Source organism: Saccharicrinis aurantiacus, from assembly GCF_001660705.2.
GTDB classification, from domain to species: domain Bacteria; phylum Bacteroidota; class Bacteroidia; order Bacteroidales; family Marinilabiliaceae; genus Saccharicrinis; species Saccharicrinis aurantiacus.
Map to the genome: position 1 here is coordinate 23,623 of NZ_LYBV02000001.1, position 15,227 is coordinate 38,849.

General features: G+C 35.9%; 10 protein-coding genes. 5 read left to right on the forward strand and 5 right to left on the reverse strand.

All coding sequences use genetic code 11. The annotated features are described in order from the left end of the window. Positions 1–728 precede the first annotated feature (728 nt). Together A8B35_RS00140 and A8B35_RS00145 are read right to left on the reverse strand one after the other, a co-directional pair. A complete protein-coding gene (locus A8B35_RS00140) occupies positions 729–1,727 on the reverse strand; it encodes a ParB N-terminal domain-containing protein (RefSeq protein WP_075601565.1) in 999 nt (332 codons plus the stop codon). A gap of 4 nt (positions 1,728–1,731) precedes the next feature. Beyond that, on the reverse strand, positions 1,732–2,751 hold the full coding sequence (locus A8B35_RS00145) for a ParA family protein (RefSeq protein ID WP_075601566.1): 1,020 nt from the start codon (positions 2,749–2,751) through the stop codon (positions 1,732–1,734). 379 nt (positions 2,752–3,130) lie between these two features. Between A8B35_RS00145 and A8B35_RS00150 the strand changes: the two genes are divergently transcribed. The 5 genes from A8B35_RS00150 to A8B35_RS00170 all read left to right on the forward strand — a co-directional run bounded on the left by A8B35_RS00150 (position 3,131) and on the right by A8B35_RS00170 (position 9,695). Continuing rightward, the gene (locus A8B35_RS00150) at positions 3,131–4,006 is read left to right on the forward strand and encodes a helix-turn-helix domain-containing protein (RefSeq protein ID WP_083634244.1); all 876 of its coding nucleotides are present in this window, start codon (positions 3,131–3,133) and stop codon (positions 4,004–4,006) included. Positions 4,007–4,090: 84 nt separating this feature from the next. Continuing rightward, positions 4,091–5,449, forward strand: coding sequence for an NAD(P)/FAD-dependent oxidoreductase (locus A8B35_RS00155; protein ID WP_075601568.1), 1,359 nt, complete (start codon positions 4,091–4,093; stop codon positions 5,447–5,449). A gap of 330 nt (positions 5,450–5,779) precedes the next feature. Then, on the forward strand, positions 5,780–6,484 hold the full coding sequence (locus tag A8B35_RS00160) for a response regulator transcription factor (RefSeq protein WP_075601569.1): 705 nt from the start codon (positions 5,780–5,782) through the stop codon (positions 6,482–6,484). Between the two features lie 349 nt (positions 6,485–6,833). Further along, complete coding sequence (locus A8B35_RS00165; RefSeq protein WP_075601570.1) at positions 6,834–8,309, forward strand: sensor histidine kinase; 1,476 nt, start codon at positions 6,834–6,836, stop codon at positions 8,307–8,309. 489 nt (positions 8,310–8,798) lie between these two features. After that, positions 8,799–9,695: an anti-sigma factor gene (locus tag A8B35_RS00170; RefSeq protein ID WP_075601571.1), complete on the forward strand. Its 897-nt coding sequence runs from the start codon at positions 8,799–8,801 to the stop codon at positions 9,693–9,695. Positions 9,696–10,002: 307 nt separating this feature from the next. Here A8B35_RS00170 and A8B35_RS00175 read toward each other — a convergent pair whose 3' ends face one another. From A8B35_RS00175 to A8B35_RS00185, 3 genes are all read right to left on the reverse strand, one after another. Next, positions 10,003–10,767 (reverse strand): LytR/AlgR family response regulator transcription factor, encoded by a 765-nt coding sequence (locus tag A8B35_RS00175; RefSeq protein ID WP_171973127.1) that lies wholly within the window; start codon positions 10,765–10,767, stop codon positions 10,003–10,005. Next, positions 10,760–13,699 carry a histidine kinase gene (locus tag A8B35_RS00180; RefSeq protein ID WP_083634245.1) on the reverse strand — a complete coding sequence of 980 codons (2,940 nt, stop codon included), beginning with the start codon at positions 13,697–13,699 and terminating at the stop codon, positions 10,760–10,762. The genes A8B35_RS00175 and A8B35_RS00180 overlap by 8 nt, the downstream gene beginning before the upstream one ends. A 90-nt stretch (positions 13,700–13,789) precedes the next feature. Beyond that, entirely contained in the window at positions 13,790–15,226 is a 1,437-nt protein-coding gene (locus A8B35_RS00185; RefSeq protein WP_075601574.1) for a TlpA family protein disulfide reductase, read from the reverse strand. Position 15,227: the final 1 nt, after the last annotated feature.

The window sequence follows — 15,227 nt, forward strand, 5'->3', positions numbered from 1 at the left end:
AGGTCTATCAAATCTCAAAATAGTCTCCTAATTGCCAAACAAACAAAATTAGTCAATCTCGCATCAAGATACCCAATCTCGCATGCGAGATTCACCTTCCTTGATGCGAGATTGGGTATCATAGGTGCGAGATCGCCATACCGGCATGCGAGATTCATGAAATACCCCTGCGAGATTGGCTTCCTTCTATGCGAGATTCACCTCCGCCATAGCGAGATTGAACTTCCTTGATGCGAGATTGGGGTTCCCTGATACGAGATTCACCTCATAAGGTGCGAGATTGTACATTTTTCCCGTGTTTTGAAGGCTAACTTAGTATCGGATCTTTTATTTTTAGGGGTTTGTTTTTAAGCGTCACGCTATATGGCCTCTTTACAAAAAGCTTTTGTTTTATCTAAAGCTTTAGTAAGATTGGCTAGCTGAGAGCTGTGCTCTCAGATCCGCCAATCGCACTTAAGCTTTAAATAAATAAGAAAGTTATTTGTAAAGTAGCCTTGAATTTCTTTGCTTCTGTTTCTTGCTTCAAGGTATCGGGACGATTAAGAATTGAGTATTCTTAATTGTTTCAGGATGAAGTCGGGCCTACCTGCAGGTAGGCAGGTTTGGGTTGAAAACCCAATACGTAATATTATTTAGGACAATATTGGTTTTCCATTCGAATTTGATGTCTTGAAATAAGCTCTTGAGAAAGCCCCATGCGAGATTGTTGAAAAATCGCATGGGAGACTTTATTCACTATCTTTTAAATCTTCCAGAGCCTTTAGGCGCTCTTGGTAATAAGTTTTTAATTTAGAAATGGCTTCGGCACCACCTGATTTAATGATCTTTTCCGATTTTGAATTATCGGTTTTTGCATAGGTGTTAAACAGATCGAGCCAGCCCGAATTAGAACTGCTTTTTCTTTGGGTATTTAGCTTTTTATCATCGCTATCCTTGTCTTTCTGATTGCCTGAAAACAACTGTTTGATGATATCTTTTGCTTCAATATCCGATAAATCGGCCAATTCCATTATCGATTGCATTTGTATGCCAAACGAGTTTACTGAAAAATAATCGAGGCGCAAATCAATGGGCAGTTTGTTAATTCCTCTGTACAGTTTATGGTAGCGCATTATGGTTCGCTTGGTAATGCCAAACTCCGCCGCTAAATTCTCAGCCTCATTGGTATCTGATTTTTTGCCTTCGGTAATAATGCTGTTGTAAATATATCCTATATGGTAATAATAGCCCTGTTTGCTTAAGTTACGACGAGAAAGTTGTCGTCGCGACATGTAAATTTTCAGCTCATTAATGCTTTTTATATGCTTAATCTGATCCTTATCAAAAGGGAAATTCAGAATAAACTGTGGCGTAGCATCGCCCATTTCGTCGCTTAACTCACATATGGCCTTGTATCTATGGTGGCCATCAACAATAATGTAAAGAAGTTCTTCCGATTCCGGATTTTGCCATAAAAGAATGGGTTCGCGCACGCCATTCTCCTTAATATCTAGCTTAAGTGCATTATATTCCTCGGTTTGTAGTGGAGTAATATGGCTGTTGAGCTCTTCGTTAATGGTAATGCTTTGGCGAATAGATGCATGTACCGAGGCGTTGGCCGGATTTTCGGCTAGCTTTTGGTTGGCGTCGTTAAAGTTTGTTGGCGATTTAAAACCATTGTCCTTTTTCTTTCCTTTGGCAGCGGATTTATCTGTTGGCTTATCGTTTTTTGATCCTATTCGTCCCATGGTATTACAATAATTCTTTAATTATCGATTCAATTTCTTTTCGCGATTCATTGGCTTCATGATCATCGTACAATGTTTTCATTCGCTGAACACTTTTAGGTACTTGAGTACGCGATGAGAATTTTGTTTCTAAAACTCTAATATCAGTAATGTGTTCTCTTACGTAGGCCATGTTGGTTTTGTGCACCATGGTGTTTGCTTTTACCAAGGTGAATAATAAACCCTCCAACGAAAGTGTGCCTTGTTTTACCGACGATTGTAAATTTATGAATTTTATCAGGTTTACAATCCCCTGTACGGCCGACTTCTCGGGCTGTACTGGTATCAGCACGCTGTCGCTCGCTAAAATGGCGTTGGTAACCAAAATATTCATGGCCGGGGGGTTGTCAATCAGCACAAAATCATACTCTCCACTTACCTTTTTTAATACCTGATCGAGTCTGAATGAGCCAACGGCACCCATTGAAGTGAGTTCATTTTCAAGGTTTTGTAACAGTAGGGTAGAAGGGATGATATGAAAATCGAGTTTTTTTCGTCCGCCCACCAAAGCATCGTATCTACACTCTAAAGGGTCTACATAACGAGGGTTGTCCTCCAACAGCATACAGTTGTATAATTCAACATCTGAATCTTGTTTGTGGTATAATTCTTCACCCTCTTCATCGGTGTGCGAATAAGTACCTAATATATCCGTTAAACTTCCCTGGGGATCATTATCAATTAATAAAACCTTGTAACCACGCTCAGCCAATCCACGACCAATATTTGCAGTGAGTGTTGTTTTTGATACACCGCCCTTATTGTTCACAATAGAAATTACTTTAGCACCTTCTTGTGGTTCAAAACCATATTTTTTTAAGATGCTTAGGATGCTTTCAAGTGATTCGGCTTTTATCTTTTTCACCCTACCGTGCATTAAATAGGATAGATTGCGATCGGTAATTCCTGCTTCTTTCTCCAAACCTGAGATACTTAAAGACGGATTATTGCGTAGAAAGATTCTTATTTGATCAGAAATATTCATGAGATAAATATGATTAAAGTGACAATTGTGTCACCTTACGGTTTAATTTCTCACAATATTAATACATAATTACCTATAATCACAATGTTGTGATGCATTAAATTGCCCTGTATTACTGTTTTATTTGATGTAGGTGCTTTTTTTGTAGTTAAAATGTGCCATATCTCACAAAATATTGCAAGATGACTCATTCGCGTATACTAAATGTTCAGATGGATGGTTAATCTCGATGGTTATTTTTTTCATTATTACCACACGCTTTTAATGTAGGCTAGTATATCCTTAAGCGTTATTGAGTATTATTATCTTGTATAATCAATATATATTCTATATTTTGACACGCCTTGAACCTCACCTCCATATATGGGACTAATGATTTATGAAAAACACGAATATACCTAAACATCAGTTTAAATATAGCTTGAAGCGGGTTGATGGATTCGATATCAATTCATTATCTAAAGTTGAGGAACTTAGAGGCGAGTCGTTATATGAGCCGCATACAATGGGGTTTTATATTCTCATTCATGCCAAAAAAGCAAGTGGGATTCTTTCCATCGATTTTAAACAAATTGTATTGCGCGATAATATAATTATCCCGGTAGCTCTTGGGCAGGTAATACAATACGATAGAAATGTTGTGATGAAAGGGGATGTTATAAAATTCACCTCTGATTTTTTGTTAAAAGAGAAGGTCAACCTGTGTTATCTCTATGGTTCTATTTTGCTAAATCCTCATGTATCCTCACCTGTTTTTGCAGTAACTAAAACCATTAAACAACAAGTAAAAAGTATTATAAAAGCATTTGATAAGAAATCCAACTCTTTTCAATACGAAGAGCTCTTGCGTTGTCACCTGAAAATTTTGATTATTAATTTAGAATCCAAAAATTTGGACGAGGTTAATGATGACGTAGAATCAGATATATTTGAAGATTGCTATTTTTATGAGTTGTTAAACAAGCGTATCAGTTACCGTTTAAAAGTGGTTGATATAGCGGATGAGTTAAAAATTACACCCAAAAAATTAAATCGCCTCTTAAAAAAGAAGACCGGAAGAACCACAAAAAGTTTTATAGATGAACGCCTGATATTAGAGATAAAACGTTTATTGGTTCACTCAGATATGACCATAAAAGAGATTGCCTATCAGCTTCATTTTGATGAGGTTTGCAATATGTCTAACTATTTTAAGCGACATACATCCATCAGTCCTCTTCAATTTAGAAACGAATCAAATAGTGTTTTTTTATAAGCAATTGGCATTTTTTTATAAATACCTATCCTTATTCTTTAGTCATATTTGGAGCTATTAAACAAAACACATCTGATTAAGGTTATGAAAAAAGGTAATGGAACATCAAGAAGGCAGTTCTTAAAAATTGGTGCCTTAGGTTTAGGCGGACTAGTTATTAGCGAACGTTCTTATAAATATTTTAAACGAAGCAATGTAAAAGCTAAAATCGTTATTGTAGGCGGTGGAGCTGCAGGTATTACAATGGCCGCTTATTTGAGCGAAATGATTCACGATGAGGATATCACCATAATTGAACCCAATGTAAAACACCATTACCAACCCGGGTATACAATGATTGCTGGAGGCGTTTTTGATGCGGATGATGTGGTAAAAGATACCAAGTCCTTATTACCTCGCAATGTAAAGTGGATTCAGGATTCGGTAAAAGAATTAAATCCTGAAAACAACTCCTTAACCACCAAAAAATCAGGCGTAGTTGATTACGATTACATGGTGTTAGTGCCTGGCGGACAATTGAATTTTGATTTAATTGAAGGCATTTCACGTAAGGAATTAGGCAAGGGGAACGCGCATTGTATATACGATTTTAATGGTGCACAAAAGTGTTATGAAGCCATTACTAAGTTACCTCAGAAAAAGGATGCACAGCTTGTATTTGCAGATACTTATACCAAAATTAAGTGTGGTGGTGCTCCTAAAAAGATTGCTTTCATGACCGAAGATTATTTGCGTAATGAGAAGGCACGTGATGGAAAGCAGGTTGATTTTTATACCAATAGTGGTAGTTTGTTTAAACCTGCTGTTTTTGGCGATAGGTTAGAAGAGTTGTTTGAGCAGAAAGAAATTAAACCGCATTTTCAACATCGCTTGGTATCGATAGATACCTATGCTAAAAAAGCAGTGTTTGAAAAATTACCAGCTCCTACATTAACGGCCACTCCTTTTGATGCCAACTACGAAAAAGTGAATCTCGATTACGATTTCTTACATTTTGTACCACCAATGAGTGCGCCTGATTTTATAAAAAAATCGGATGTAGTAGTTAAACAAGGCGACCTAAAACATGGTGGCTGGGTTGACGTGGATAAGTATACAATGATTCATAATAGATATTCTAATATTGTATCGTTGGGTGATGTTTCGTCGTTACCAACTAGTAAAACGGGTGCTGCCATTCGCATACAGGCACCAATTGCTGCAAAAAATTTAATTGCCATTATGGAAGGCAAAACACCAACTGAGAAATACAATGGATATACTGCATGCCCTATTGTTACTGAATACGGAAAAGTATTGATGTGTGAGTTTGGGTACGATAAGGAAGTGATGCCAAGTTTTTCTATGTTAGATCCGGGTGTTGATAGAAGTATGTGGTGGATGCTGAAAAAGCATGGTTTAAAACCAATGTACTACCACGGAATGCTAACAGGCCTAATGTAAAATAGATATAGCTAAGGTGACATTAAAGTCACCTTATTCACTTTCTTTAAACCTTCCAACCTTCCAACCTTCCCATATTTTTAAAGAACAACAGGTGTTTCATAGTGCTGCCTAAATGATGGTGGTCATCCATAATTACACCTAGGCGTTTTCCTGCTTTTCAAGAACCATCTTCGCATTTTAATTCCGTGATAATTCTGTGATACTTATATCATACCTTTACAAAAATGGGATATGTTATCTGTTTTTAAGGACATAAATACTTTGGATTAAACCTTTTTATCATAAATGAGGTTTGGTATTAAGTAGCTTATCAATAAACTCAGCTCTATGACAAAAGTATTATTAGTAGAAGACGATGAAAACATAACGGATTTGTTGAGCATCCACCTAAGTGATTTAGATTGTTCCACCGAAATTGCCAACGATGGTAAACTAGGGTTTGATATGGCCATGGAGCATCATTATAATTTAATTGTGCTTGATGTTATGTTGCCTGGAATGAATGGAATTCAAGTCTGCCAAAAACTGCGAGCCTTGGATAACCATACCCCAATATTAATGCTTACGGCTAAGTCGGAAGAAATTGATTTGGTATTGGGTTTAGAGTCGGGGGCCGATGATTATTTAACCAAGCCCTTTGGTATCCGCGAATTTATTGCACGTGTTAAAAGCATCTTGCGCAGGCAAGAGGTAAACAAGCATGAAACCGAAAGTAAAGAAAGTACGCATCATCAGTTTGAGGGATTGGTGATTGACGAACTCAAACATCGTGTTACACTTAATAGTGAACGAATAGAACTTACCCCAAAGGAATTTGATTTGTTGGTGCTGCTTTGTAAAAACCCCGGGCGAAGTTACGATAGAGATCAGCTGCTGAAAATAATATGGGGATACGAGTTTAATGGATACGAACATACGGTTAACTCGCACATTAACAGGTTGCGTGCCAAAATTGAACCCGATATTACCAATCCTAAGTACATATTAACCACTTGGGGTGTAGGTTACCGATTTAATGATGATATAGATTAGATGTTAGATGAATAGGTTTTAGATTGTTAGTGATTTATTATAAAGGGGTTTTAAAAGGTGCTAGTTTGACCGGCCTCTTTTCAAAAGGTTATCGTTTTATCTAAAGCTTTAGTAAGACCAGAAAGTTGAGAGCTTCGCTCGAAAATCGTCTGGCCGCACTCAAGGTTTAGGTAAATAAGAAAGCCTTTTGAAAAGTAGCCTTGATTTTTTTTGCTTCTATTTTTTGCATCAAGGCAAAAAATGAAGTCGGGTTTGGGCAGACAGCCCAATACGATATTGTTATTTATGATGCTATGGTCTAGATCTATTGTTTTAATATGTTCATTTTATTACTTAAGAAGAAAATCTCATGGGAATAATAAACTTCAGAAAAAGCTTATACTGGCGCTTGTCGCTATCCTTTTTATTGGTGCTTTTGCTATTGGCAATTTCGTACATAGTAATTGTTACTTATGCCACCGATAAATACTATAACGAAACCACACAAAGGCTAAATGCTGAGGTGGCTGATTATTTGGTAAAAGAATCTCCACCCTTTAAAAATGGGGAAGTTGATAAGGAATCACTGGGTGTGATTATGCATTCTATGATGGCTGTAAACCCTGGTATAGAGGTTTATTTGGTGAGTCCTGATGGCGAAATATTATCCTTTGTGGTGCTTGATAAAAAAGTGAAATTGAGTAGAGTAAATACTGCACCCATTAAAAGTTTTATAGGCAGCAAAGGGCAACAATATGTATTGGGCGATGATCCGCGTAACCCAGGTGAGGAAACAATTTTCTCGGCCACTGAAGTACATCAGGATGGTCTGTTTTTAGGATATGTATATATAGTATTAGCCAGCGAAAAGTATGAAACTACACATGCTTTGGTATCCAATAGTTATTGGATTAAGTTGGGTGTAAATTCTTTTCTGTTAACTCTTATAGCTGCTTTTACCATTGGTTTAATTTTAATATGGGTGCTTACCCGTAACCTTCGGGTGATTATACAAACGGTAAAGCAGTTTGCTGATGGCGATTTACATGCGCGCATTCCTGTGAGTAATAAACAAAATGAATTGTCGGTGTTATCAACCAATTTTAACGATATGGCTGATACCATCCTTAAAAATATTGATGAGCTTAAGCAAGTAGATAGTTTACGAAGGGAATTAATAGCCAATGTATCGCACGATTTACGTAATCCGCTGGCCATTATTCAGGGCTACATTGAAACACTGTTGATGAAATCGGATAGCTTGAGTAAGGAGGATACCATTAAATACATGAAGGTGATTCATAAAAGCAGCGAAAAATTAACGCGTTTGGTGGCCGATTTATTTGAATTATCGAAGCTTGAAGCCCGACAAGTGCAATTGCAAAAAGAGCCGTTCTTTGTGCAAGAATTAATTAGTGATGCTTGTTTAAAATCGAAGTTATTAACCGATAATAAAAACATAAGTGTTGAATCAGTAATTAGTGAAGGTATACCAATGGCCTATGGCGATTTGGCTATGATGGATCGGGTTATTCAGAACTTGCTCGATAATGCCATTAAGTATACGCCAGCCGATGGTCATATTAAGTTGTTGGTTGATAAAGTGGATGGAGGAATAAATGTGAGCGTTCAGAATACTGGTGAAGGTATATCCGAAAAAGATTTGCCTAATATTTTTAATCGCTACTATAAGGTGGATAAAGAAAAAGAAGGCATTGAGGGAACAGGTCTTGGATTAGCTATAGTAAAAAATATTCTAGAAGTGCATCAATCGCAAATTAAGGTGGAGAGTACAGTTAATGAAATAACCAATTTCCACTTTACACTGCCTGCTTATAGTGCTTAAAAAAATAAAGGATTTGTAAACCCGATAGTATTCGCAGTAAAACTATCGGGTTTTTTGTGTTTAAAAAGGGCTATGACTAAAAATCTATTATAAATGTGAATTAAGGGTTGAAATAGTTTATTTAGAGCGCCTTGCTTTGTTGGCCTCATTTTTAAATATCTTTTGTTTGTGTTGAAACTTTAGTAAGACTGGGAAGCTGAGAGCTTTGCTCGAAGATCGCCCAGCCGCACTTAAGTTTTAGCATAATAAAAAGCTATTTAAAAAGCAGTCTTGATGTTTTTTCCTTAGTTTTTGTCATCAAGAACAAAAAGTAAGTCAGGGTTTAAGGGATGAAGTCCCTTAAAGTATACTAAAAAAGTTCAACTCTTGATTTTAGTTATAAACTAAAATTAATTGCCACTTTTTTAAAACTTTATACTTCCGTGATAATATCGTGATACTTAATCAGGAAATTTGAATCAAAATAATAACTCAATAAAAACTTTAATTATGAAACGATTTAGATTTCCTTTAGCAGTTCTTTTTTTATCACTATTTATTATTTCATGTGATAACGATGATGACAATGATGATGTTATGCTTGATAATATGCTAACACTCGATATTAAATACTTAGAAAACCTAGGCGCCGATGAGGTGTATGAGGGTTGGATTGTAGTTGATGGTAAGCCAGTAAGTACAGGTACCTTTACTGTTGATGATGATGGTAAACTATCAAAAACAACTTTTACCGTTGATGAAATGTACTTAATAGCAGCTACTGATTTTGTACTATCTATTGAACCAGCTAACGATGATGATCCGGCACCGAGTGCAATAAAAATACTAGGTGGTAGTTTTTCAGAGTCGTCAGCAGATGTGAGTGTTAGCCATGGTGCAGCTTTAGGTAGTACTTTTAAAAGCGCAGCTGGTAAATACATATTAGCAACACCAACAACAAACTCAATGGAAGATGAATTGAGCGGTGTTTGGTTCCTAAGCTTAGAGAGTGGTGCACCTGCAGTAGGTTTAAATTTACCTGAACTACCAAGTGGATGGGCCTACGAAGGTTGGGCTGTAATTGATGGAATGCCAGTGAGCACAGGTACTTTTACCGAGGTTGATATGGCTGATAATGCAGCACCTTACAGCGGTACTGATAACCTAGGGCCAAGTTTCCCGGGAGAAGATTTTATTCAAAATGCTCCTGATGGTTTAACATTCCCTACTGATTTATCAGGAACCACAGTGGTGATCTCCATTGAGCCAAGTCCGGATAATAGCTCAGCTCCATTTATGTTTAAGCCTTTAGTAGCACCTGTAATGGAGGACGCAATGGATCATAAAACTTATGACTTCATGAATAAAGTAGCAGAGACTTTCCCAATGGGAACAGTAACGAGATAGTAGATGGATTTTAATAACAAAGAAACCCACTGGTTGAAAAGCTAGTGGGTTTCTTTGTTGTATGATTTTACTTATTTAAGCTCTGAAACTTACTTTTTTTAATAGGAATGGCCATAAAATTAGCTGCGGACTATACAAAACATGCGGAAAACTGCCAAAAGTATACCCAGAGATGGGTAAATAATACTCGGAATAGACCAAAAACTAGTGGAAAGCTACTATAATTTAGTGGTGGAGTATATAAAATGTACTAGCGGAGGGGGCAAATATACCGGGGGACTAGTAAAATCAAGGGGTTTGAGAAATGTTATAATTTAAAACCCAAGGCTTTTACCACTGTATCTTTACGCATGCGCGAGATGCTTACTTGCGATTTATCGTGCATTAGCAGATAACCACCATCCGTTTTAACGTAAGCTTTTACTTCCGATTTATTTACCAAGTGCGACTGGTGTACACGCAAAAAACCTTCGTCGCTCAATAATTCCTCAAACTCTTTTAGCGTGCGCGATACTAAAACTTTTGATCCATCGATTAAATACACATGTGTGTAATTATTATCGCCTTTGCAGCGAATAATTTCTTTGGTTTTAACAAATAGTACTTGATCCGATGAGGGGAGCCCAATGCGTTTTTCACTTGCATTGTTATTTAAATCTAATGTTTCCCATTGTTCTTGCAAATTACTTTGCGCCGAAGTAATTTTTTGACTTACACGCTCAATGGCTTGGTTTAAATCAGTATCGTTTAATGGTTTTAGTAGATAATCGAAAGCACAAAAACGAATGGCCTTTATGGCATACTCATCAAAAGCGGTGGTAAAAATCACTTCAAAGTTCCTATTGGGGATGGCATCAAGCATATCGAAACCGCTACCTCCTGGCATTTTAATATCCAGAAATATTAATTGAGGGTTGTGTTTTGTAATAAGCTGTACACCATTTAAAGCATTGTGTGCAATATCAATAATAGTGATGTTTGGGTGGTTTTGGTTAAGCTTATTTTTAAGATATTGGCAATTGTTTGGTTCATCATCAACAATAATAGCTGATATGTTTGTAGGTTTATTCATCATCAAGGGGTAAAGTGATTTTTACTAAAGTACCTTTTTCTTTACTGTTAATATCCGATTTATTCAGGATTTTTATGTTCTGATGATTATCCGATGCATGGTAAATCATATTAAAACGCTTTTGCGATAGCTTAATACCTTGACCATTGATCATATTCTCTTCTACAGGATAATATCCACCGCCATTATCATCGATAGAGCACATTATTACGCCATTATTTTTAGCTATACAAATGCGTATTTCTCCTTTGTTTTGTAAGGATGATATACCATGAATAACTGCATTCTCAATAAATGGCTGCAATAACATGGCGGGTACTTCGGTATTGAATAAATCGAGGCTTTCATCCACCTCGATATGATAAAAGAAATTAAAACGCAGCGATTCTAATTTTAAGTAAGTACGGCTTGCCTTAATTTCTTCGTTAAGCGATATCATACTTTTGTTGGAGTTGTGCAATACCTGTCGCATTAAGCCCGAAAACTCACCAATGTATTGCGACGCTTCGTTATTTCTATTGTCGCCCACCAAATGCTGAATTGAACTAAGGGTGTTAAACATGAAATGCGGGTTGAGCTGCGAGCGAATGGCTTTGAGCTCTAAGTCTAACTTCTCGCGTTTGTGTTGCGCTATTGCTTTATTTCGTTTTTGCCACCAGTATACACTCAATAGGCTTATAATTGTAAGAGTAATAAAAGCTAAAACTCCCCAAACTAAATTACTCTTGTTGAATTCTACGGTATTAAAATCATCTTCGCGTAAGTCGAGATAACTTTGTAGCCAATTAATAGATTCTGTTAAATAAGAATCGTATCCTTCGACATTGGTAGGTAAAAAGTACGAAGTACTTTCTATTATTCCATTAGGGTTTATCAGGAAACTAGCGTGTTTGGAAGAAATGCCGTAAGGCTTTGTAGAAGCAAACTGCCAATTAGGATTACAAAGAATAGTTCCGCTATAGTATTTCGCTAAAGAATCTATTTTTTCGGAAGTAATTACTTTATCCGTTAAAATCAACAAGGGTTTAATTCGCTTGTCATTTAATTGCTTAAAATAATTTCCTAGATCTTTTACACTTTGTAATTCAATATCAGCCTCGGAATCAATAAACTTAAAGTATACCCATTTGCCTTTATGGTTGCTTAAGTTTACTTGTTTACCCTCGGGAGTGAGTGATGTGAAATTGGGTGCTGCAAGGCCTTTTTGTATTCTTAGGGCATCACCAATATCGTTTTTTAGGTAAGCAGCTATTTCACTTTTAGGGTACATTTGGCAAAAATCTTTCACCAATTCTTGTGCATCGCTGTTATTTCTATTCAATAGCATTTTTTGTATTTGATTGGCAAGGGCATAATATAGCACATCGTCTTTAAAAATAAGTTTAGCCAAGGTAAACTGATCTTTTGCAGCATTGGTACTGAATAAATTAATCTGATTCTTTTTAAATCCGCAACACTGTGTAGTTTGATTCAACTGATATTGTAAAAACGAGCCTATATATTCCCTCATTTCGTTTGATGAATAACTTCCGTAAGTATGAAAATCTGCTGCAGCTAAAAATGTATTTTGCCAATTGTTATCATAACCATTTGTAAAGTAACCTTTCTGATTACAGAATAGGGATGCATTATAACATCCAAAATAAATGCTTGCTTTTAAATGTTGTTTGCTGAGCGCCGATATGTTTTTAGTTTCAGTTTCCTTTATTAGCTTATTTTGTAATTGTAGCATTTCGGTTTTTAGGTGGTCAACAGAAGTGTAAGTTCCCCATTGTAATAGGTTAATTTGATGCTTAATCTGTTCGTGTAAAATGAATTTAGTAGCATTGTTTCCTGAAAACTCCCAGCTATTTTGTGCATTGTTGGCATCAATATTCATAATGACGTTATCTCCAGGTTCAAAGAAAAATTGTTTAGTTATTGAATTTTCATCTTCAACATCGCCTATTCTAAAATTAAGTTCGCAAGCTCTGTTTAAAGGGAAAGTCCAGTTAAAATATCCACTTTCATCCACTTCTAAAGAGTCGAATTGAAAATAATAACTATCAGGATATTTATTGAGAATGTATAGGCTAAGCTTGCGTGCATTTAAGTTTTGTATAGTCCCGCTAAGTTTAAAAGTTGTTTTAGCGGCTTTTATGGTGTCATCTATAAACTCGACTCTATGATAAGGTATGTTCTTTGTTTCATAGGAGTACCTACCTTTAGTAAAGCGGCCTTTCTTTTGCGAAAATAGAAGTGGCCCTTCACACGGACTATTCATGTAGTTGGCATCAAGTATTTTTGGATGCCAATAAGCAGGCTGAAAGAATAGTAAGGAATCTTTTTTGGTAAGATATCCCATGGGAATTGATGTATCACCCTTTCTAATTATAGAGTCTTCCATACGTTTAGCATCGTAAGAAAGAGGAAATGCACCTTGCGTTATGTCTTTTATAAAGTTTTGCTTGCCAAAATAATAGCTTTCAGATTTTTTGCTGATATATTTATCAAAGTCCTTTTCATTAAATGGTATTAACGCAGTTTTATTTAGGGCTTGAGATGTACTTATATTACCATCGGATTGAACGACTATTTTATATTTATCGCCAATTTGATTCAATAAAGAGAAGTCCTCTTCAATAAACGGTAGTGCGCCCGTATGTGTATCAAAATGATGATAAGAGTTATGAGAAATAGCCCTCACTATTTCAGCTTGTAGTTCTGTCGAGTCCGGATATTCCTTGAGTGCTTTAAATGATACGAAGTATTTATTATACCATGATTCTTTTAAAGAATTTGCATTCCATCCGCGTAAATCTTGAAGCTGCAAGCTTCTTATCATAAAGGTATCCCCCTGTTTTATGTGGTATTGAATATCAGATGGCGTGTTGCTCGTCATTGTGTTAATGGAAAAACAGAATACGAGAATGATGAGCTTGAGAAGTTTCATAGTTTTAAAATAGAGTAGGTGCAAAAATGTAAAATAAGAAATTAAAAAGGATAAAGATTGGGTAATAATTATTCTACTGAATAGCTATATTTATTTATTCAGTATAGATCTTAACTCTCTCTCCAAATCGGATTCCTCACCGTCTTTTACTTCAGTGGGTCGCGGAGCACTGTAATTTGCTAATTTACCATCCTTATCAAAAATCATATAGCAAGGAACCCAGAATATTTCCATAAAGTTATGAAGGCTTGATTTAAATCCATTTTCAAACAGGTAATGATTGTCTTTGGTCTGTGATACCTCATATAATGTATCCCAAAGTTTATCATTATTTCCATCAACAGTTATGTATACGAATTCAATAGCCTTGTTGGCAAGTTTACTTTTAAGTTTTTTAGAATGTGGCATCGCCATTCGGCATGGGCCGCAATATGGTGACCAAATATCTAGGTATACTACTTTTCCTTTAAATTGTGTCATCATTTCGCCGAAAGTGGATTTCACACCTGCACTATCTACGACAATGGCATTAGCCATTTCTGAGTGTAAAGGCTGACCTAGTAAGGATTGTTTGGTTTTATATTTTTTAATAGCAGTGGCCACTTCGTAGGATGCAATTTCATCGTTATTGAGGTTATAGAATGCATCAATAAATTTTTGATCATAATTAGATTCACTTAGTTTAGACTGTATTTGCGCTGCCATAGCATATGACCTTGTTTTACCAGATAAAGAGTCGTTAATGGCAATAAATTTGGCATCATCTTTACTTATTTTATTATTTTGAGTTCTTATTATTTCGCTTATTTCGTGTACTACACTTGCTATGTAATCATTATAAATACTATATTTTGTATCGTGGTCATTTAGTAGAGATAGATCATATTTTTCAGTATATATTTGAGGCCATTTTACCGAGTCGCTATCTATTTTGTATTTGTGGCAGTAGAAACGTTTGGCACTTTCAATGGCACCATATCTCGCATACTTTATATCGGCTAAATAGTAATTGTTAAATGCTTCTTCAAGTTGATAGGTTTTCTGATAATTGTATAAAAGCTGTGTTCGTCCATCTATAAAACGATTCACCTGATAAGCAAAAGTATCTAAGTTTAAATCATCGCTACATAAAGCTTTATAGATATAATCGGAATTGAATTCACTTTTCTCAACAGCTTGTAGAAAATTGTTTTTGTTGGCTCCTTTACCCTTAAAGAGTATAGAATCACCATCTATATCAATACCAATATTATCTCCAGGTAAAAAACTAACAGGTTGCGTGTAATTACCCATCTGCATTTGTCCGTTCATCAGCCGTTTTACAGGAATTTGTAAGGTGCAATTTTGGTTTACAAACACGCCTTTGTAGTCATCGGATAAATATGAAATGGGATTATCGTTCATATACTGAAATTCAATTTCAGTTGGGTTTCCAGAAATTATAGTTCCGGTTATTTTCACAGGCTTTTGTGCATTAGTAAGGATGCAGCATAATAAACTAAAACATAGTAATGAAAGCGTTTTCATA

Excerpts from the sequence above, each read along its gene's own strand:
- A8B35_RS00140 (WP_075601565.1), bottom strand. The coding sequence starts at position 1,727 with ATGGGACGAATAGGATCAAAAAACGATAAGCCAACAGATAAATCCGCT.
- A8B35_RS00170 (WP_075601571.1), top strand. The coding sequence starts at position 8,799 with ATGAAACGATTTAGATTTCCTTTAGCAGTTCTTTTTTTATCACTATTT.
- A8B35_RS00180 (WP_083634245.1), bottom strand. The coding sequence starts at position 13,699 with ATGAAACTTCTCAAGCTCATCATTCTCGTATTCTGTTTTTCCATTAAC.
- A8B35_RS00175 (WP_171973127.1), bottom strand. The coding sequence starts at position 10,767 with ATGAATAAACCTACAAACATATCAGCTATTATTGTTGATGATGAACCA.
- A8B35_RS00150 (WP_083634244.1), top strand. The coding sequence starts at position 3,131 with ATGAAAAACACGAATATACCTAAACATCAGTTTAAATATAGCTTGAAG.
- A8B35_RS00160 (WP_075601569.1), top strand. The coding sequence starts at position 5,780 with ATGACAAAAGTATTATTAGTAGAAGACGATGAAAACATAACGGATTTG.
- A8B35_RS00155 (WP_075601568.1), top strand. The coding sequence starts at position 4,091 with ATGAAAAAAGGTAATGGAACATCAAGAAGGCAGTTCTTAAAAATTGGT.
- A8B35_RS00145 (WP_075601566.1), bottom strand. The coding sequence starts at position 2,751 with ATGAATATTTCTGATCAAATAAGAATCTTTCTACGCAATAATCCGTCT.
- A8B35_RS00165 (WP_075601570.1), top strand. The coding sequence starts at position 6,834 with ATGGGAATAATAAACTTCAGAAAAAGCTTATACTGGCGCTTGTCGCTA.
- A8B35_RS00185 (WP_075601574.1), bottom strand. The coding sequence starts at position 15,226 with ATGAAAACGCTTTCATTACTATGTTTTAGTTTATTATGCTGCATCCTT.